This window comes from Rhizobium yanglingense (assembly GCF_977109285.1).
This window is the reverse complement of the sequence record NZ_CDSAWY010000002.1, coordinates 423,830-442,261: the sequence shown is the minus strand read 5'-3', so window position 1 is coordinate 442,261 and position 18,432 is coordinate 423,830. Positions and strand designations below refer to the sequence as shown.

Below are 18,432 nucleotides of genomic sequence, written 5' to 3'. Positions count from 1 at the left end.
GGCAACTAGCGCGGATTGCGCTCCTTTCTGAGCTTCGCCCAATATTCCAGCCGCTTGCGGATATCGCGCTCGAAGCCGCGCTCCGGCGGATCGTAGAAAGTCTGGCGGCCCATCTTCTCCGGAAAATAATCCTGGCCCGAAAAGGCGTCGGGTTCGTCGTGGTCGTAGCGATAGCCCTCGCCGTAACCTTCGCCCTTCATCAGCTTGGTCGGCGCGTTCAGGATATGCTTCGGCGGCAGCAGCGAGCCGTTCTCTTTCGCCGCCTGCGTGGCGGCCTTGAAAGCGGTGTAGACGGCATTGGATTTCGGGGCGGTCGCCAGATAGACGCAGGCCTGTGCGAACGCCAATTCACCTTCCGGCGACCCAAGGTAATCATAGGCGTCCTTGGCGGCATTGCAGATGACCAGCGCCTGCGGATCGGCAAGGCCGATATCCTCCACCGCCATGCGCACCAGCCGCCGCCCGAGATAGAGCGGGTCCTCGCCGGCATCGAACATGCGGGCGAGATAGTAGAGCGCGGCATCCGGATCGGAGCCGCGCACGGACTTATGCAGCGCGGAGATGAGATTGTAGTGGCCGTCCTGCGCCTTGTCATAGACCGGGGCACGGCGCTGCACGATGCGCGTAAGCGCTTCGGTATCGAACGTCTCACCGTCGCGGGCGGCGCGCCAGACCTCCTCGGCAAGTGTCAGTACGGCACGGCCGTCGCCGTCTGCCATGCGCAAGAGGCTGGCGCGTGCATCCGCCGTCAGCGGCAGCGCCTTGCCTTCAGCCGTCTCGGCGCGCTTCAGCAGTTCTTCCAGGCTTTCTTCATCATGCGATTTGAAGGTCAGCACGCGGGCGCGAGACAAGAGAGCGGCATTGAGTTCGAAGGACGGATTCTCTGTGGTGGCACCGACGAGGATGATGGTGCCGTCTTCCATGACCGGCAGGAAGCTATCCTGCTGGGCACGGTTGAAGCGGTGGATTTCGTCGACGAAAAGCAGCGTCTGGCGGCCGTCCATGCGGCGCAGGCGCGCGGCCTCGAAAACCTTCTTGAGGTCGGCGACGCCGGAGAAGATCGCCGAGATCTGTTCGAAGGCGAGGCCGGCTTCACCGGAAAGCAGCCGGGCAACGGTCGTCTTGCCGGTGCCGGGCGGCCCCCAGAAGATCATGGAGCCGAGCGAACCGCTTGCGATCATCCGGCGCAACACGCCGTCTTCGCCCGTCAGGTGTTCCTGGCCGGTGACTTCGGCAATCGTCTGCGGCCGGAGCCGATCGGCGAGAGGCCGCCTGTTGGCGACCTCCTCTGGAACACGCGGTGCGAAGAGATCGTCGCTCATCGGAAGAACTGCCTTATCCGCTGGCCCTCGCGCTCGATCTCGACGCGCCAGAAACCCGGGTCCGCGTCGGCCATCTGTTCCAACTCCTCCGTTGTCTGTACCGGTGCGCCATTGATCGAAACGATGATGTCCTTCGGCTCGAAGCCGAGACGCGCTGCAGGCGAGCCATCCTTCACATCGGCAACGACGACACCCGTCGATTCCGTCGGCATGCGCAGCTCGTCGGCGACGCGCGGCGACAGGTTCTCGACGACAGTACCGGTGAAGGGCGTGCGCCCGCCAATCGTGCGCTGGTCGCGCGGCGAGGTTTCCGGCGCCCGGTCGAGCTCCAGCGCCACCTGCTGTTCGCCGCCATTCTCGGCCACCGTCAGGTTGACGGAACTGCCGAGACCCGCCGTCGTCAGGCGATAGAGAAGCGCGTCGGGATGCTCGACCGGAACGCCGTTCACCGCCGTGACGATCTCGCCGGCTCTCAAACCCGCCTTGGATGCAGGACCGCCATCCGTCACTTTCACGATCAGCGCGCCGCGTGCCTTGTCGAGACCGAGCGCCTCTGCAACCTCGGAGGTCACCGCGTCGAAGGTGGCACCGACATAGGGGCGTTCGAACGACTTCACGCCAGCGTCGGCCGATGCCAGGAACACCTTCACCAGGTTGGCGGGGATTGCGAAGCCGATACCGTTCGAGCCGCCGCCGCGCGAGAAGATCGCCGTATTGATGCCGATCAGTTCACCCTTCATGTTCATCAGCGCACCGCCCGAATTGCCGGGATTGATCGACGCGTCGGTCTGGATGAAGAAGCCGAACTCGTTCTTGACAACCTGGTTGCGCGCAAGCGCCGAAACGATGCCGCTCGTCACCGTCTGGCCGACGCCGAAGGGATTGCCGATCGCAAGCACGAGATCGCCGACCTCGACGGCATCCGAATTGCCGATCGCCAGCGTCGGGAAGCTCGCCTTGGTTTCGATCCTCAGCACCGCGAGATCGAGCCGGTCGTCACGCAGCACGACCTTGCACGGGAACTCGCGGCCGTCCGACAGCGCCACCTTGATGTCGTCCGCACCCTCGATGACGTGATTATTCGTCACCACTGTGCCGTTTGCTTCAACGATGACGCCAGAGCCGAGCGAGGATTGCTTTTCGGTGCGATTCGGCATCTGCTGGCCGAAGAACTGCTCGAAGAAAGGGTCGCCTGCGAAGGGAGATTGGCGCTGGATGATCTTCTCTGCGTAGACATTCACCACGGCGCCCGACGTCTGCTTGACGAGCGGTGCGAAGGAAAGCTGCAGTTGCGCCTGGCTTTGCGGCACCGCCTTCGCGTCCTGCGCATCTGCGCCGAACGGCAAAGCGACGACCAGCGCAAAGAGCGAAATGGAAGCGCGTTTCAACAGGCCTTGCATTGGAATCCCTTCTGAATTCGTATTGAGAAAGTGTTGTAGCGCTGGACGTTAGAAAGGAAAGAGGGCGGAAGCATGAAGGAATAAGGCAGGTTTGAAAGCACATGAGGAACTTGCGGCATGGAACTGATATCAAAAGCAAAAACATGGGCGAAGTCACTGAGGCGTGACATTGCCGCATTATGGCTTGCCGCCCGCGACCCACGCGTTCCGTGGCTTGCAAAAGCGACGGCTGCAGCAGTGGCGGCCTATGCGCTTTCACCTATCGATCTGATCCCGGATTTCGTGCCTGTCCTCGGCTATCTCGACGACCTCGTCATCGTGCCGCTCGGCATTCTGTTGGCCGTCAAGCTCGTCCCGCCGGAGATCATGGCCGAACTCCGCAAGAAAGCCGCGTTGCGCGCCAGCCGTCCGGCCAGTAGCAGAGCGGGGCTCCTTTTCGTCCTTGCCGTCTGGACTTGCTGCTTCATCTTTGTGGTACTCGCGTTCCTTTGAGACGCTACCTCCCTGAAGCAGGACGATTTGCATGAGACGTTCCCTCACCCTTGCCATACTTGCCTTATCCGCAGCATGCTTGAGCTCTGGCGCCGCCCGGGCTGCGAGCTTCGACTGCGATGCAAAGGAGCTGAAGCCGGACGAAAAGGTGATCTGCGACAACCGCATGCTCAATGATGCCGACGTCAAGATGACGACGACGTTCGATCTTCTTTCAGGCCTGCTCGCCATGGGCTCGCGCGGCACGCTGCAGGACGAGCAAATGGCCTGGCTGAAGAAGCGGCAGGAATGCAGGGCTGATGCCGCCTGCATCAAGGCCGCCTATGACGAGCGGATGAAACAGCTCGGCGAGACCTACAAGAACATCAACCGGCCGCTATAGCCGCGCCTGTTCAGCCCTCGATCAAAGTCCGCCCCTGGGTCATGACCGCACGCTGCGTCGCCCGATTTAAAGGTCAGCATAAGCTTTGCGGTTTGCGGTCCGCCTCGCCACGCCATTTGGAAAAGGTGACGAATCTGTCTTCCAGGGGCGCTTCATGCGAAGCACGTGACATCATCACCCGGCCGTACGCTTCCAACGTACACAAGTGATCGAAATCCCCTGCCTTCAGATGAAGGGCCGTGAGGACAATCTGCGAAATCGTCGTCTGCGCCTTTCTCGTCAATCGACAAGGAAATGTTGACAAAATGCCGCCGCCGCCTCCCCTTAGCAGAAGTTGCAGTTCTGGAATTGAGTGATGGTGGAGACGACGTTTGATGCAGCCTTTCCGTGCGGACTTGGTTCGCAGTCCAAAGCTGCGGTTTCGGCGCTGAATTTATCCTCTGACTACGATTATGGGCATTTTTCCGTCAACGTTCTTGGCGAAACTATGCTCATACCAAGCCGGGTTCCTTCTCCGTCAATCAAGCCGGACCTATCAGGACTGACCCTGCAACAGCGCCAAATGGCACAATGCATCCTGACGCGCAGCACGGATGGCTTCGACTGACGGGCGGCGCTCAAAGAAGTGCCACCGGTCCAGGAGCTTTGGTCCATCCCGTTTGTTATCGCGTTAGTCGGCGAATACGTCGTTGAGATCATCGATGACATTTACGCTGCCGCTCCCCAGTTCAATCGCGAACTCATGGCAACGTTCATCGGAGAAAATCCCACGTTTTACAAACTCACGTGCGACAGGGTAGTGAGCTATTGGAACTGCTATTACCGTTGGCAATTTAAGCGCAGCGATTACGTGGGCTTCAAGCTCTTACGGAAGCTCGACGCACTGGTCCAACGCTGAGCCGTAGCGGGACGGACAGCCAAATTGACATTCTGGTATTACACTGAACAGACAGACAAAACGGCGCCCGCATTCCGCAAGGCGCCGTCTCCTGATTGTGTGTTGCAGTTCCTCAGCGGCCGCCGAGATCGCGCACCGCGCCGCGGTCCGCGCTGGTCGCGAAAGCCGCATAGGCCTTCAGCGCCGTCGTGACATTGCGCTTGCGGTATTCGGCCGGATGCCAGCCCTTCTCTTCCTGCTCGGAACGGCGGGTCGCAAGTTCGCCGTCGCTGATGCGCAGGCTGATGGTGCGGTTCGGGATGTCGATATCGATCATGTCACCCGGGCGCACCAAGCCGATCGTGCCGCCGTTCGCCGCTTCCGGCGAAACGTGGCCGATCGAGAGGCCGGAGGTGCCACCGGAGAAGCGGCCGTCGGTGATCAGCGCGCACGCCTTGCCGAGGCCCTTCGACTTCAAATAGCTCGTCGGATAGAGCATTTCCTGCATGCCGGGGCCGCCCTTCGGGCCCTCGTAGCGGATGACGACGACGTCGCCCGCGACCACCTCATTGCCGAGGATGGCTTTCACCGCAGCATCCTGGCTTTCGTAGACCTTGGCCGGACCGGAAAATTTCAGGATCAATTCATCGACGCCCGCCGTCTTCACGATGCAGCCGTCGAGCGCAAGGTTACCCTTGAGGACAGCCAGGCCGCCATCCTTCGAGAACGGATGCTCGACCGAGCGGATGACGCCCTTTTCCCGGTCGGTATCCAGCTCTTCCCAGCGGGCGCTCTGGCTGAAGGCGACCTGGGTCGGGATGCCGCCGGGGGCCGCGAGGTAGAAGTCGCGAACCGTCTCGCTGCTGGTACGGGTGATATCCCAGCGGTCGATAGCGTCACCCAGCGTCTCGGCATGAACAGTCGGGCAGTCGCGGTTGAGCAGACCGCCTTTGTCCAGCTCGCCGAGGATCGACATGATGCCGCCGGCGCGGTGGACGTCTTCCATGTGCACGTCGGCCTTGGCCGGCGCGACCTTGGAAAGGCACGGAACGCGGCGCGACAGCGCGTCGATGTCGGCCAGTGTGAAATCGACCTCGCCTTCATGGGCGGCAGCCAGGATGTGCAGAACGGTATTGGTCGAACCGCCCATGGCGATATCGAGCGCCATGGCGTTTTCAAAGGCCCGCTTCGAAGCGATCGTGCGCGGCAGCGCCTTGACGTCGTCCTGCTCGTAGTATCGGCGGGCGAGATCGACGATCAGGTGCCCGGCCTCGACGAAGAGGCGCTTGCGGTCGGCATGGGTTGCAAGCGTCGAGCCGTTGCCGGGCAGCGACAGGCCGAGCGCTTCTGTCAGGCAGTTCATGGAATTGGCCGTGAACATGCCGGAGCACGAGCCGCAGGTCGGACAGGCCGAGCGCTCGATCGTCTGAACATCCTCGTCGCTGATCTTGTCGTCAGCGGCGGCAACCATGGCATCGACCAGATCGAGCGCGTGCTTCTTGCCCTGCAGCACGACCTTGCCAGCTTCCATCGGGCCGCCGGAAACAAAGACCGACGGGATGTTGAGGCGCAGCGACGCCATCAGCATGCCGGGGGTGATCTTGTCGCAGTTCGAGATGCAGACCATGGCGTCGGCGCAATGGGCGTTGACCATGTATTCGACGCTGTCGGCGATCAGTTCGCGCGACGGCAGCGAATAGAGCATGCCGTCATGGCCCATGGCGATGCCGTCGTCGACGGCGATCGTGTTGAACTCCTTGGCAACGCCACCGGCCGCTTCAATCTCGCGGGCGACAAGCTGGCCGAGGTCCTTCAGATGCACGTGGCCCGGCACGAACTGGGTGAAGGAATTCACCACCGCGATGATCGGCTTTCCGAAATCCGAATCCTTCATGCCCGTCGCGCGCCAAAGGCCGCGCGCGCCCGCCATGTTGCGGCCGTGAGTCGTGGTTCTGGAACGGTAAGCTGGCATCGGTTTCTTCCTTGATCTGCGAAAATTGCGCGGACGATGCGGGACGGCAAGAAAGCTTGCAAACCGGGCAGCCGCTGCACTTTGGAATTGTCCTAATCCAATCAGCCGGGACTGTCACTACCGGCAAGGGCAAATCCGGTACGCCGCCCATTTGCGCCCATCTGGCATATACGGTGGATTGCAGCCTTTTGTTACAGTCTATTCCATCACACCCGAACACGAAAAATTGGCTTCCCGAAAGCAATCTTCAAGGCCTACACAGTCACCCAAAGACGCTGCTGATGCGTTTATTGAGATATCGGGCCGTTCCCGCCCAGGAGGATTTCGAAATGCCGGGTTATCATCCGCCAAAGATCCCGTCTTCGGAGGTCACGCCGCGCCAGGTCTATCTCCGCCGGCGCGAGTTCCTTGGGGCTGCAACGCTCGGCGCCATGGCGCTCTATGGGGCCGGCAAGGCGAGCGCTGCGGCACTTTCCGTCATTGAGAGCAAGTACAAGGTCGATGAAAAGACGACGCCGCTGAAGGATGTGACGACCTATAACAACTTCTACGAATTCGGCCTCGACAAGGGAGATCCCGCGGCCCTTTCCGGCGACTTCAAGCCCCTGCCCTGGACCGTCAAGGTCGACGGCATGGTCGGCAAACCGGGCACCTTCGATATCGAGGCCCTGATCAAGGAATTTCCGATCGAGGAGCGCGTCTACCGCATGCGCTGTGTCGAGGCCTGGTCGATGGTGATCCCATGGGACGGCTTTCCGCTCGCCGCCCTGCTCGACAAGGTGGAGCCGCTGGGCAGCGCCAAATACGTCGCCTTAGAAACCGTCGTCCGGCCGGACGAGATGCCGGGCCAGAAAGGCATCTTCCAGTCACTCGAATGGCCTTATGTCGAGGGCCTGCGCCTCGACGAGGCCCGCCACCCGCTGACGCTGCTTGCCGTCGGTCTCTATGGCGAAACGCTGCCGAACCAGAATGGTGCGCCCATCCGCCTCGTCGTGCCGTGGAAATACGGCTTCAAGGGCATCAAGTCGATCGTGAAGATCACGCTCACCGACCAGCAGCCGAAGAACACCTGGCAGGTCACCAACCCGCAGGAATACGGCTTCTATGCCAACGTCAATCCAGCGGTCGATCATCCCCGCTGGAGCCAGGCGAGCGAACGGCGCATCGGCGAAAGCGGCTTCTTCGGCGCCAGCCGCCATCCGACGCTGCCTTTCAACGGTTACGCCGATGAGGTCGCAAGCCTCTATTCCGGTATGGACCTGAAGGCAAATTTCTGATGACGGATTTCTCGTTTACGCTTGCGAAACGCTGGCAGCCGGCATCCGTCTGGCTGCTCTACGTGGCGGGGCTCCTGCCCGCCGCCTGGTATTTCTACCTCGGCGCCACGGACGGTCTCGGCGCCGATCCGGTCAAGACCTTCGAACTGTTTCTCGGCATCTGGGCGATCCGCTTCCTGATCCTGACGCTCGCCGTCAGCCCTGCCCGCGATCTCTTCGGCTGGAATTACCTGCGCTACCGCCGTTGCCTCGGCCTGCTCTGTTTCTACTATGTCGCAATGCATTTCACCGTCTACATGGTGCTCGACCAGGCATTGATCATTCAAGCTGTCATCGACGATGTCGTGAAACGGCCCTTCATCATGTTCGGCATGGCGGGCCTGACGATGCTCATTCCGCTTGCGCTGACATCCAACAATTTCTCGATCCGCCGCCTCGGCCCGAACTGGGTCCGCCTCCACCGCCTCGTCTACATCGTCGCAGCCTGCGGCGCGCTGCACTTCGCCCTCTCGACCAAGGTCTTAAGCCTCGAGCAATACATCTATGTCGGCCTTCTGATCCTGCTGATCCTCTACCGCTCCTGGAGGCCGATCGCCCGCAGCAGGAAGCGCGGGCAAGGACGGCAAGACAGCCGGGCGGCGGCGACAGCCGCTTGAGCCTGCAGTGTCAGGCTATAACGGTCCCTTGGTGAAACAGCATTTGCCATCCAATTTCAGAGTGCTTCCAAATCGAGCTGCGCAAAACATGTCGCTCAAATCCATCCTCTCTTGTGCGACGAGTGCGATAGGTGAGCAAAACTGCGTCCGAAGATATGATGCTAAGTGAATAATCGTAGGCCAGCAACTCGCCAGGATCTTCGCTTTCCTGCACGAGAAGGTCGATGATCTCGTTACGGCGACATATCGCCCCGGAGCTGCCGAACTCTACGAAATCCTCCGAAAGTAGCTCTTCCACTGCCGTTCTTGAACGGCGTATCTCGGGGCGGTGAAGGGCCTCTTCGAGAACGCGGATTTCACTCAGCAGTTCAGGTAAATTTCCCATGACCTCCACCACGCGTTGAAATCGTCAGCCGCGTCAGTTTCGCATAGCAATCGGCGTTCAACACGTCGGAAAGCGACAAACAAAAACAGCCGGGCTCGAGAAGCCCGGCTGCTTGCTTCCGGTGAACCGGACAATATTAGGCGGCGACGGCCTGCTCTTCGGCGGCGGAGCGGGCCTTGTCGGCTGCGCCCTTGGCGAAGGTGTCGCGGTCAACGAATTCGATGACGGCGAGAGCGGCGTTATCGCCCTGGCGGAAGCCGGCCTTCATGATACGCAGGTAGCCGCCATTGCGGGTTGCGTAGCGCGAAGCGATCGTGTCGAAAAGCTTCGAAACGACTGCGGCGTCCTTGATCTGCGAGATCGCCTGACGGCGAGCGTGCAGGTCGCCGCGCTTGCCGAGGGTAACGAGCTTCTCAACGATCGGACGGATTTCCTTTGCCTTCGGCAGGGTCGTCACGATCTGCTCATGCGTGATGAGCGAAGCCGCCATGTTGGCGAACATCGCCTTGCGGTGGCTTGCGGTTCTATTCAGCTTGCGGCCGGCTTTACCGTGGCGCATTGCTATTCTCCTTCACATGCAGGCATCTCGCCCGCCGTTTGATGGTTAGTACTGGTCTTCGTATCGCTTGGCGAGATCTTCGATGTTCTCAGGCGGCCATGCCGGCACTTCCATGCCGAGATGCAGGCCCATGGAAGCGAGAACTTCCTTGATTTCGTTCAGCGACTTGCGACCAAAATTCGGCGTGCGGAGCATTTCTGCTTCGGTCTTCTGAATGAGGTCGCCGATGTAGACGATGTTGTCGTTCTTCAGGCAGTTTGCCGAGCGGACCGACAGTTCGAGTTCGTCTACCTTCTTGAGGAGCGCCGGGTTGAAAGCGAGTTCGGTGACTGCTTCCTCTTCGGCTTCCTTCTGCGGCTCGTCGAAGTTGACGAAGACGCCAAGCTGGTCCTGGAGGATGCGCGCCGCAAAAGCGACGGCGTCTTCGCCGGAAACGGAGCCATCGGTTTCGATGGTCATCGTCAGCTTGTCGTAGTCGAGAACCTGTCCTTCGCGGGTGTTTTCAACCTTGTAGGACACCTTCTTGACCGGCGAATAGAGGCTGTCGACCGGGATCAGGCCGATCGGAGCATCTTCCGCACGATTGCGTTCGGCCGGAACGTAGCCCTTGCCGTTGTTGACGGTGAATTCCATGCGGATCTCGGCACCCTCGTCGAGCGTGCAGATGACATGCTCAGGGTTGAGGATTTCGATATCGCCGACCGTCTGGATGTCGCCAGCCGTCACAACGCCCGGGCCCTGCTTGCGGACGACCATGCGCTTTGCGTCATCGCCATCCATCTTGATGGCGATTTCCTTGATGTTGAGCACGATATCCGTCACGTCTTCGCGGACGCCCGGAATCGAGGAGAATTCGTGCAGCACGCCGTCGATCTGCACGGCCGTCACAGCGGCACCGCGCAGCGACGAGAGCAGAACGCGACGAAGCGCGTTGCCGAGGGTCAGGCCGAAACCGCGCTCCAGCGGCTCTGCAACGAGCGTCGCCTTGATGCGCGAGTTCGAAGAGAACTCCACCTTGTTCGGCTTGATCAATTCCTGCCAGTTCTTCTGGATCATTTTTTTGCCTTCCGTTCGTTGCCACCATCCAATCGTGGCAACCGAGCTTGAGAAGCACCGGGAGCGTCAACAAAACGCTCACCGGTGTTGTGAGTGGCGATGATCAGACGCGGCGCTTCTTGCGCGGGCGGCAGCCATTGTGCGGGATCGGCGTCACGTCGCGGATGGACGTGATCATGAAACCGGCAGCCTGGAGCGCGCGCAGAGCGGATTCACGACCAGAACCCGGACCGCAAACTTCGACTTCCAGAGACTTCATGCCATGTTCCTGCGCCTTCTTGGCAGCATCTTCAGCAGCGATCTGGGCCGCGAACGGGGTCGACTTGCGCGAACCCTTGAAGCCCTTGGCACCGGCAGACGACCAGGCGATTGCATTGCCCTGCGCGTCAGTGATGGTGATCATCGTGTTGTTGAAGGTCGAGTTGACGTGAGCCACACCCGACGAAATGTTTTTACGTTCGCGACGGCGAACGCGGACGGCTTCCTTGGCCATTGTATCCCTTTCTTGGATATCTTCACCGCCGTAATACCAGCGGCTACACCGGAACGGCGCCTTACAGCCCCGCCCCAAACTCAAAAGAGGCCGGCGCAGACCGCCAGCCTCCCACTCCCGGTTTCCCGGAAATTACTTCTTCTTACCAGCGATCGCCTTTGCCGGGCCCTTGCGGGTGCGGGCATTGGTGTGCGTGCGCTGACCGCGAACCGGCAGGCCGCGGCGATGACGCAGGCCGCGGTAGCAGCCAAGGTCCATCAGACGCTTGATGTTCATCGAGGTTTCGCGACGAAGATCACCTTCGACCTGATAGTCGCGGTCGATCGTTTCGCGGATCTGAAGAACTTCAGCGTCCGTGAGCTGGTGCACGCGGCGATCAGCCGGGATGCCGACCTTCTCGACGATTTCCTGTGCGAATTTCGAACCGATCCCGTGAATGTAGGTCAGCGCGATAACGACGCGCTTCGCAGTCGGGATGTTGACGCCAGCGATACGTGCCACGCCTATTCTCCTTGAGTTCCAGTTGCCATCCGGCAAGAGGGCTTCGATTATGCCGCCCTCCGAAGGGCCGCTCGTTCAAATTTGGGTTCGTAACATGTCAAAACGACCGAACCCGGACTTCCTTTGGGAAATCCGCGCCGATCGCATCGAATATCGCGAGTTGGCGCGGTGTTTAGCGGAATCAGCGCTGAAAGGCAACCGGTCCCGCCAAGTTTATTTTCAAAGCCTTAAAGCTTCGAAAGGATGGTGTCGACCTCGCCAGTGACGTGGTCTATGTCGGCCATGCCGTCCACGCTCTTGAGCTTCCCCTTGGCGTAGTAATAGCCGATCAACGGCGAGGTTTCCTTGTAATAGACCTGAAGCCGCGCCGTCATCGTCTCCGGGTTATCGTCCGGCCGGCGCTTGAAATGCGTCGAACCGCACTTGTCGCAGACGCCTTCGCTTTCCGGGGCCTTGTCGGTGTCGTGGTAGACGCTGCCGCATTGTGCGCATGAATAGCGCCCCGCAACACGGCGAATGAGCTCGTCGTCGTTGACCTTCAACTCGATGACGACGGAAAGGTCGAGACCCTTTGCGCGAAGCATCGCTTCGGTGGCATCCGCCTGGATCAGCGTCCGGGGGAAACCGTCGAGGATGAAGCCATTCGCACAGTCCGGCTGGTCGATGCGCTCGGAGACGATGGCGTTGACGACTTCATCGGGCACAAGCTTGCCCGCCTTCATCAAGGCATCGGCCCGCTTGCCGACCTCGGTTCCAGCGTGAACGGCAGCACGAAGCATGTCACCCGTGGAAAGCTGCGGAATGCCGTACTTCTCCACGATCCGCTGGGCCTGGGTTCCCTTGCCCGCGCCCGGCGGCCCCAAAAGTATGAGTCTCATCGCCCCCTCTTTCCTCCACGCAACTTCGATTTCTTGATCAGGCCTTCGTACTGCTGTGCAATCAGATGACCCTGGATCTGAGCCACCGTATCAAGAGTTACGCTAACCACGATCAAAAGCGAAGTGCCACCAAGGGCTAATGGGATGCCGGTTTGCGACACCAGGATCTCAGGCAGGATACAGACGAAGACGAGATAGATCGCGCCGATGACCGTGATGCGGGTCAGGACGAAATCGATATATTCGGCGGTGCGCTCGCCTGGACGGATGCCGGGAATGAAGCCGCCATGCTTCTTCAGATTGTCGGCCGTGTCCTTCGGATTGAAGACGATGGCCGTGTAGAAGAAGGCAAAGAAGGCGATCAGCGCCGCGTAGAGCAGCATATAGAGCGGTTGGCCGTGGCCGAGCGCCGCAACGATCGCCGTCGCCCAGGACGGCAGAGCCGTCGTGTTGGCAAAGCCCGCGACGGTCGCTGGCAGAAGCAGCAGCGACGAGGCGAAGATTGCCGGGATGACACCCGAGGTATTCAGCTTCAGCGGCAGGTGCGAGGTGTCGCCCTGGAACATGCGGTTGCCGACCTGACGCTTCGGATACTGGATCAGCAGCCGGCGCTGGGCGCGCTCGACGAAGACGATGACGGCGATAACGGCCATTGCGATCAGGATGACAGCGAGGATCAGCGACGTCGAAAGCGCACCGGTGCGGCCGAGTTCGAGCGTGCCGGCAAGCGCACTCGGAAGACCGGCAGCGATGCCTGCGAAAATGATCAGCGAAATGCCGTTGCCGATGCCGCGCGAGGTGATCTGTTCGCCGAGCCACATCAGGAACATCGTACCGCCGAGCAGTGTGATGACGGTGGAAATACGGAAGAACCAGCCCGGATCGACCACGAGGCCGCTGCCGCTTTCAAGGCCGACCGCGATGCCATAGGCCTGCAGTGCGCCGAGCAACACGGTGCCGTAGCGGGTGTACTGGTTGATGATCTTGCGGCCCTGCTCGCCTTCCTTCTTCAGGTTTTCGAGCGCCGGCACGACCGAGGTCATCAACTGCACGATGATCGAAGCGGAGATATAGGGCATGATGCCGAGCGCGAAGATCGCCATGCGCTCGACGGCGCCGCCCGAAAACATGTTGAAGAGGCCGAGAATGCCGCCCGCCTGGCCGCGGAAGGCCTGGGCATAGGCTTCGGGATTGAGGCCCGGAAGCGGAATGTGCGTACCAAGACGATAGACGAGGAGAGCTGCCAGCGTGAACCACAGGCGCTTCTTGAGATCCTCGGCTTTGGCGAAGGTCGAAAAACTAAGATTGGAAGCCAATTGTTCCGCTGCAGACGCCATGCGATTCTCCGCGCTACCAATTCGGGCGCTTCGAGCGAGTGCCGGACCCGGAATCAGTATTCAAATTATTCACAATCGGGCTACGGACGGATTGCTGGCGCAACCTATGCCTCACCCTTGATTTCGTCGAAACCGGCATGCTGCGGGGTGCAACGATGCAGATTCTTGTGAGGCCCACATATGGGAGCAAAATCGCCCGGTGTGAAGCCACCCCGGGCGACATATCATAAGATTATTATTCTGCCGCTGCGGCAGAAAGAAGCGTGATCGTAGCGCCGGCCCTTTCGATCTTCTCGACGGCGGGCTTGGAAGCGCCTGCGACTTCGAGCTTGATCTTTGCCTTCAGCTCGCCGTCGGCGAGAACGCGAACGCCGTCCTTGGCGCGGCGGATCACGCCGGCGGCCTTGAGGGCTGCGGCATCGACAGTCGCCTTGGGGTCGAGCTTGCCGGCATCGATCGCAGCCTGGATGCGTGCGAGAGAGACGACGACGAAGTCAGCCTTGAAGATGTTCGTGAAGCCGCGCTTCGGCAGACGGCGGTAGATTGGCATCTGACCACCCTCAAAACCGTTGATGGCGACGCCGGAACGGGACTTCTGACCCTTCACACCGCGACCACCGGTCTTGCCCGAGCCCGAACCGATACCGCGGCCGAGGCGCTTGCGGCTGTGGGTCGAACCTTCGTTATCTCTGATTTCATTGAGTTTCATGATGATAACCTCCGTCTCACTTCTCGTCGACGACGCGAACGAGATGCTGGACAGCACGGATCATGCCGCGAACGGAAGGCGTATCTTCCAGGGTGCGGGTCCGGTGCATCTTGTTGAGGCCGAGGCCGATCAGCGTCTGGCGCTGTACAGCCGGCCGGCGAATCGGGCTGCCGATCTGCTCGACGGTAACCGTCTTCGCTTCGGTCTTCTTGGTAGCCTTAGCCATGGGTCAGACTCCTCTTATTCTTCAGAGGCGTTGCCGGAGGCGGCACGGCGAGCCTGGAGCGTAGCATACTTGATGCCGCGCTGAGCTGCGATGTCCTTCGGGTGAACCTGGTGCTTCAGAGCGTCGAAGGTTGCGCGAACCATGTTGTACGGGTTCGAGGAACCGGTCGACTTGGCGACAACGTCGTGAACGCCGAGCGTTTCGAAAACGGCGCGCATCGGACCGCCGGCGATGATACCGGTACCGACCTTGGCCGAGCGCAGCAGAACCTTGCCGGCGCCATGGCGGCCATGGACGTCGTGATGCAGGGTGCGGCCTTCACGCAGGGGAACGAAGATCAGCTCGCGCTTGGCGGCTTCCGTTGCCTTGCGGATCGCTTCCGGCACTTCGCGTGCCTTACCGTGACCGAAGCCTACGCGGCCTTTCTGGTCACCGACGACGACGAGAGCGGCGAAACCGAAACGGCGGCCACCCTTAACAACCTTGGCGACGCGGTTGATCGCGACAAGCTTGTCGACGAATTCGCTGTCGCGCTCTTCGCGGCTCTGGCGATCTTCGCGAGAACCCCTTCTTTCCTGTGCCATTGTCCTCTTCCTTTTTCTTTTCCGGGTGCAATCGGCAAACAAACGAGGACCGCATCGGTCTCCCTTGCGGGATCGTTTGCGGTCCGGTGAAAATCCGGCCGCTGTCCAAAAGACGTGCGGCCGGAAATCTCCTTAGAAGGTCAGACCGCCTTCGCGGGCTGCTTCTGCAAGAGCCTTGATGCGGCCGTGATAGATGAAGGCGCCACGGTCGAATACGACTTCCTTGACGCCGGCCTTGGAGGCGCGCTCTGCAACGAGCTTGCCGACGAGGGCAGCTGCTGCGGTGTCGGCACCGGTCTTCAGAGAACCGCGCAGATCCTTGTCGAGCGTGGAGGCAGCCGCAAGCGTCTTGCCGGCCACATCATCGATGATCTGTGCGTAGATGTTCTTCGAGGAGCGATGAACCGACAGGCGCGGACGGCCATTGGCCACCGACTTGAGTTGACGGCGCACGCGGTTGGCACGACGTGCAAGTGCTTCTTTCCTGCTAGCCATTTCGCGTGATCCTTACTTCTTCTTGCCTTCTTTGCGGACGATGCGCTCGTCGGCATACTTCACGCCCTTGCCCTTGTAGGGCTCGGGACCGCGGTATTCGCGGATTTCGGCGGCGACCTGACCGACCTGCTGCTTGTTGATGCCGGTGACGACGATTTCCGTCGGCTTCGGAACAGCGATCGAGATACCGACCGGCGGCTCATAGACCACGTCGTGGCTGAAGCCGAGAGCCAGTTGCAGGTTCTTGCCCTGCATGGATGCACGATAACCAACGCCGTTGATTTCGAGCTTGCGCTCGTAACCGTCCTTGACGCCCTTGAAGATGTTCTCGATCATCGTGCGGGACATACCCCACTTTGCGCGAGCATCCTTGGTCTGGTTGAGCGGCGTGACCACGACCGCGTTATCTTCGAGCTTTACGCCGACTTCGTCGTTTGCGACGAAGAACAGCTCGCCCTTCGGGCCCTTTGCAGTAACCTTCTGGCCATCGACCGTAGCCGTGATTCCAGCAGGTACCTGAACGGGCTTCTTACCGATACGAGACATGTTTAAATCCTGTCTGTTCGCAATGGAGATCCCTGCCCTGTCTTAGAAGACAGAGCAAAGAACCTCGCCACCAACGTTCTGTTCGCGAGCCTGGTGATCGGCCATCACGCCCTTCGGAGTCGAAAGGATGGTGATGCCGAGACCGTTCGCGACCTGCGGAATGGACTTGACCGAGACATAAACCCGGCGGCCCGGCTTGGACACACGGCCGATCTCACGGATCACCGATGTGCCTTCGTAGTACTTCAGCTCGATGCTGAGTTCCGACTTGCCATTGCCGAAATCGACAACGGAATAGCCGCGGATGTAGCCTTCGGACTGCAGGACATCGAGAACGCGTGCACGGAGCTTGGACGCAGGCGTCGAAACCGACGACTTGCGGCGGGAAGCGCCGTTGCGGATGCGAGTGAGCATATCGCCCAACGGATCAGTCATTGTCATCTAACCTGCTCCTTACCAGCTCGACTTGACGATGCCCGGCACCTTGCCGAGATTGCCCAGTTCACGCAGCGCGATACGCGACATGCGCAGTTTGCGGTAGTACGCGCGCGGGCGGCCCGATACTTCGCAACGGTTGCGAATGCGGGTCTTCGATCCATCGCGCGGCAGGGATGCCAGCTTGATCGAGGCCTTGAACCGCTCTTCGATCGGAAGAGACTGGTTCATGATGATCGCCTTCAGGGCTGCACGCTTGGCAGCCTGATTTGCGACCGTAGTACGGCGGCGCTTGTTCTTTTCAACTGCGCTTGTCTTCGCCATGTCAGGTTCCTTTTCTACGCTCGTCGTTACGGTTACTGACGGAACGGGAAGTTGAACTCTGTCAGCAGAGCCCGTGCTTCGTCGTCCTTCGTTGCCGTCGTGCAAACGATGATGTCCATGCCCCACATCTGATCAACCTTGTCGTAGTTGATCTCAGGGAACACAATGTGCTCCTTGATGCCCATGGCGAAGTTGCCACGGCCGTCAAAGCTCTTCGGGTTCAGGCCGCGGAAGTCGCGAACGCGCGGAAGCGCGATGTTCACGAGACGGTCCAGGAACTCGTACATGCGGGCGCCGCGCAGGGTGACCTTGGCGCCGATCGGCATCTGCTCGCGGACCTTGAAGCCAGCGATGGAGTTGCGTGCACGGGTGATGACCGGCTTCTGGCCGGCGATCGCTGCCAGGTCGGCTGCGGCAATCGTCGGCTTCTTCGAATCAGCCGTTGCTTCGCCAACACCCATGTTGATTACGATCTTGTCGAGCCTCGGGATCTGCATCTCGTTGGCATAGGAGAACTTCTCCTGCATCGCCTTGCGGATGCGCTCGACATATTCCTTCTTGAGCCGCGGCTCGTACTTTGCCTCAGCCATCGATCACATCTCCAGAACGCTTGGCCACACGGACCTTCTTGCCGTCAACGACCTTGAAACCGACGCGGGTCGGCTTGCCGTCCTTGTCGACGATTGCAATGTTGGACAGGTGAACCGAGGCTTCCTTGCTGATGATGCCGGCTTCCTGCGTCTGCGTCTGGCGCTGGTGGCGCTTGACGACGTTGACGCCACGGACGACCGCGCGATCTTCCTTCGGCAGAACCTGGAGGACTTCGCCCGTACGGCCTTTGTCCTTGCCTGCGAGCATGACGACCTTGTCGCCTTTACGAATCTTCTGCATCGTTCCCGCTCCTTACAGTACTTCGGGAGCCAGCGAGATGATCTTCATGTGGTTCTTGGCGCGAAGTTCGCGCGGAACCGGTCCGAAGATACGGGTGCCGATCGGCTCTTTCTTGTTGTCGATGAGGACTGCTGCATTCGTGTCGAAGCGGATGATGCTGCCATCCACGCGACGGATTTCCTTGGCGGTACGAACAACCACCGCCTTCATCACGTCACCCTTCTTCACGCGGCCGCGCGGGATCGCTTCCTTGATCGAAACGACGATGACGTCGCCGATCGAGGCATACTTGCGCTTCGAGCCGCCCAGCACCTTGATGCACATGACACGACGTGCGCCGGAATTATCCGCGACGTCGAGGTTTGTTTGCATCTGAATCATATCAGGTCGCCTTCTTGTTTTACCGGAATGGTTGGGCTTGCGCCCCCTACCCCGGCTCATGAAAATTGTCAGCCCGCCGAACCCGCATTAGGGGCGGGTACAGACACGGCAATAGCTTGAATAGCGCGGGAAAAATCGTGCCAAGGTGGTTTCCCGACGGGACCTTCCATGCGCTCAAAGCAAAAGAACGCCCGGCATTCGAGCGTTCTGACGCTGCTTCATACAGAAATTTCGGCGAGACGCAAGGCCTCGCG

Annotated in this window: 25 protein-coding genes; 5 read left to right on the top strand and 20 right to left on the bottom strand. The window is 60.3% G+C overall.

Going from position 1 to position 18,432, the window contains the following annotated elements; all coding sequences use genetic code 11:
- Window positions 1–5 precede the first annotated feature (5 nt).
- Window positions 6–1,322: a replication-associated recombination protein A gene (locus ACW4PC_RS03440; RefSeq protein WP_455872820.1), complete on the bottom strand. Its 1,317-nt coding sequence runs from the start codon at window positions 1,320–1,322 to the stop codon at window positions 6–8.
- Window positions 1,319–2,722, bottom strand: coding sequence for a DegQ family serine endoprotease (locus ACW4PC_RS03435; RefSeq protein ID WP_455872819.1), 1,404 nt, complete (start codon window positions 2,720–2,722; stop codon window positions 1,319–1,321). The genes ACW4PC_RS03440 and ACW4PC_RS03435 overlap by 4 nt, the downstream gene beginning before the upstream one ends.
- A 117-nt stretch (window positions 2,723–2,839) precedes the next feature.
- Between ACW4PC_RS03435 and ACW4PC_RS03430 the strand changes: the two genes are divergently transcribed.
- The 3 genes from ACW4PC_RS03430 (at window position 2,840) to ACW4PC_RS03420 (ending at window position 4,203) form a co-directional block, all read left to right on the top strand.
- A complete protein-coding gene (locus ACW4PC_RS03430; protein ID WP_455872818.1) occupies window positions 2,840–3,214 on the top strand; it encodes a YkvA family protein in 375 nt (124 codons plus the stop codon).
- Between the two features lie 31 nt (window positions 3,215–3,245).
- Window positions 3,246–3,596, top strand: a complete 351-nt coding sequence (locus ACW4PC_RS03425; protein WP_455872817.1) for a lysozyme inhibitor LprI family protein — start codon at window positions 3,246–3,248, stop codon at window positions 3,594–3,596.
- Between the two features lie 355 nt (window positions 3,597–3,951).
- A complete protein-coding gene (locus ACW4PC_RS03420; RefSeq protein WP_455872816.1) occupies window positions 3,952–4,203 on the top strand; it encodes a hypothetical protein in 252 nt (83 codons plus the stop codon).
- 403 nt (window positions 4,204–4,606) lie between these two features.
- Here ACW4PC_RS03420 and ilvD read toward each other — a convergent pair whose 3' ends face one another.
- Window positions 4,607–6,445, bottom strand: coding sequence for a dihydroxy-acid dehydratase (gene ilvD, locus ACW4PC_RS03415; protein ID WP_455872815.1), 1,839 nt, complete (start codon window positions 6,443–6,445; stop codon window positions 4,607–4,609).
- 329 nt (window positions 6,446–6,774) lie between these two features.
- Between ilvD and msrP the strand changes: the two genes are divergently transcribed.
- Entirely contained in the window at window positions 6,775–7,722 is a 948-nt protein-coding gene (gene msrP, locus ACW4PC_RS03410; protein ID WP_455872814.1) for a protein-methionine-sulfoxide reductase catalytic subunit MsrP, read from the top strand.
- Complete coding sequence (gene msrQ / locus ACW4PC_RS03405; RefSeq protein ID WP_455872813.1) at window positions 7,722–8,378, top strand: protein-methionine-sulfoxide reductase heme-binding subunit MsrQ; 657 nt, start codon at window positions 7,722–7,724, stop codon at window positions 8,376–8,378. Before msrP ends, msrQ begins: the two co-directional genes overlap by 1 nt.
- A 10-nt stretch (window positions 8,379–8,388) precedes the next feature.
- Here msrQ and ACW4PC_RS03400 read toward each other — a convergent pair whose 3' ends face one another.
- The 17 genes from ACW4PC_RS03400 to rplN form a co-directional block, all read right to left on the bottom strand.
- Window positions 8,389–8,775: a nuclear transport factor 2 family protein gene (locus ACW4PC_RS03400; RefSeq protein ID WP_455872812.1), complete on the bottom strand. Its 387-nt coding sequence runs from the start codon at window positions 8,773–8,775 to the stop codon at window positions 8,389–8,391.
- 124 nt (window positions 8,776–8,899) lie between these two features.
- Window positions 8,900–9,322, bottom strand: a complete 423-nt coding sequence (rplQ, locus tag ACW4PC_RS03395) for a 50S ribosomal protein L17 (protein ID WP_039844646.1) — start codon at window positions 9,320–9,322, stop codon at window positions 8,900–8,902.
- Window positions 9,323–9,367: 45 nt separating this feature from the next.
- The gene (locus ACW4PC_RS03390) at window positions 9,368–10,378 is read right to left on the bottom strand and encodes a DNA-directed RNA polymerase subunit alpha (RefSeq protein WP_022718371.1); all 1,011 of its coding nucleotides are present in this window, start codon (window positions 10,376–10,378) and stop codon (window positions 9,368–9,370) included.
- 103 nt (window positions 10,379–10,481) lie between these two features.
- Window positions 10,482–10,871, bottom strand: coding sequence for a 30S ribosomal protein S11 (gene rpsK, locus ACW4PC_RS03385; RefSeq protein WP_022718372.1), 390 nt, complete (start codon window positions 10,869–10,871; stop codon window positions 10,482–10,484).
- A gap of 132 nt (window positions 10,872–11,003) precedes the next feature.
- Complete coding sequence (gene rpsM, locus ACW4PC_RS03380; protein WP_022718373.1) at window positions 11,004–11,372, bottom strand: 30S ribosomal protein S13; 369 nt, start codon at window positions 11,370–11,372, stop codon at window positions 11,004–11,006.
- Window positions 11,373–11,599: 227 nt separating this feature from the next.
- Window positions 11,600–12,250, bottom strand: a complete 651-nt coding sequence (locus tag ACW4PC_RS03375) for an adenylate kinase (protein ID WP_074067604.1) — start codon at window positions 12,248–12,250, stop codon at window positions 11,600–11,602.
- Window positions 12,247–13,587: a preprotein translocase subunit SecY gene (gene secY / locus ACW4PC_RS03370; RefSeq protein WP_039844643.1), complete on the bottom strand. Its 1,341-nt coding sequence runs from the start codon at window positions 13,585–13,587 to the stop codon at window positions 12,247–12,249. The genes ACW4PC_RS03375 and secY overlap by 4 nt, the downstream gene beginning before the upstream one ends.
- 235 nt (window positions 13,588–13,822) lie before the next feature.
- Window positions 13,823–14,296 (bottom strand): 50S ribosomal protein L15, encoded by a 474-nt coding sequence (gene rplO, locus ACW4PC_RS03365; RefSeq protein ID WP_455872811.1) that lies wholly within the window; start codon window positions 14,294–14,296, stop codon window positions 13,823–13,825.
- 16 nt (window positions 14,297–14,312) lie between these two features.
- Window positions 14,313–14,522, bottom strand: a complete 210-nt coding sequence (gene rpmD, locus ACW4PC_RS03360) for a 50S ribosomal protein L30 (protein ID WP_022718377.1) — start codon at window positions 14,520–14,522, stop codon at window positions 14,313–14,315.
- A gap of 14 nt (window positions 14,523–14,536) precedes the next feature.
- A complete protein-coding gene (gene rpsE / locus ACW4PC_RS03355; RefSeq protein ID WP_022718378.1) occupies window positions 14,537–15,106 on the bottom strand; it encodes a 30S ribosomal protein S5 in 570 nt (189 codons plus the stop codon).
- A 132-nt stretch (window positions 15,107–15,238) separates the two neighbouring features.
- On the bottom strand, window positions 15,239–15,601 hold the full coding sequence (rplR, locus tag ACW4PC_RS03350; RefSeq protein ID WP_022718379.1) for a 50S ribosomal protein L18: 363 nt from the start codon (window positions 15,599–15,601) through the stop codon (window positions 15,239–15,241).
- Between the two features lie 12 nt (window positions 15,602–15,613).
- On the bottom strand, window positions 15,614–16,147 hold the full coding sequence (rplF, locus tag ACW4PC_RS03345) for a 50S ribosomal protein L6 (protein WP_022718380.1): 534 nt from the start codon (window positions 16,145–16,147) through the stop codon (window positions 15,614–15,616).
- 42 nt (window positions 16,148–16,189) lie between these two features.
- The gene (gene rpsH, locus ACW4PC_RS03340; RefSeq protein ID WP_022718381.1) at window positions 16,190–16,588 is read right to left on the bottom strand and encodes a 30S ribosomal protein S8; all 399 of its coding nucleotides are present in this window, start codon (window positions 16,586–16,588) and stop codon (window positions 16,190–16,192) included.
- Window positions 16,589–16,600: 12 nt separating this feature from the next.
- Window positions 16,601–16,906: a 30S ribosomal protein S14 gene (rpsN, locus tag ACW4PC_RS03335; protein WP_074067600.1), complete on the bottom strand. Its 306-nt coding sequence runs from the start codon at window positions 16,904–16,906 to the stop codon at window positions 16,601–16,603.
- 32 nt (window positions 16,907–16,938) lie between these two features.
- Window positions 16,939–17,496 (bottom strand): 50S ribosomal protein L5, encoded by a 558-nt coding sequence (gene rplE / locus ACW4PC_RS03330; RefSeq protein ID WP_022718383.1) that lies wholly within the window; start codon window positions 17,494–17,496, stop codon window positions 16,939–16,941.
- Window positions 17,489–17,797 carry a 50S ribosomal protein L24 gene (rplX, locus tag ACW4PC_RS03325; RefSeq protein ID WP_022718384.1) on the bottom strand — a complete coding sequence of 103 codons (309 nt, stop codon included), beginning with the start codon at window positions 17,795–17,797 and terminating at the stop codon, window positions 17,489–17,491. The genes rplE and rplX overlap by 8 nt, the downstream gene beginning before the upstream one ends.
- A gap of 12 nt (window positions 17,798–17,809) precedes the next feature.
- Window positions 17,810–18,178 carry a 50S ribosomal protein L14 gene (gene rplN, locus ACW4PC_RS03320; protein WP_018900268.1) on the bottom strand — a complete coding sequence of 123 codons (369 nt, stop codon included), beginning with the start codon at window positions 18,176–18,178 and terminating at the stop codon, window positions 17,810–17,812.
- Window positions 18,179–18,432: the final 254 nt, after the last annotated feature.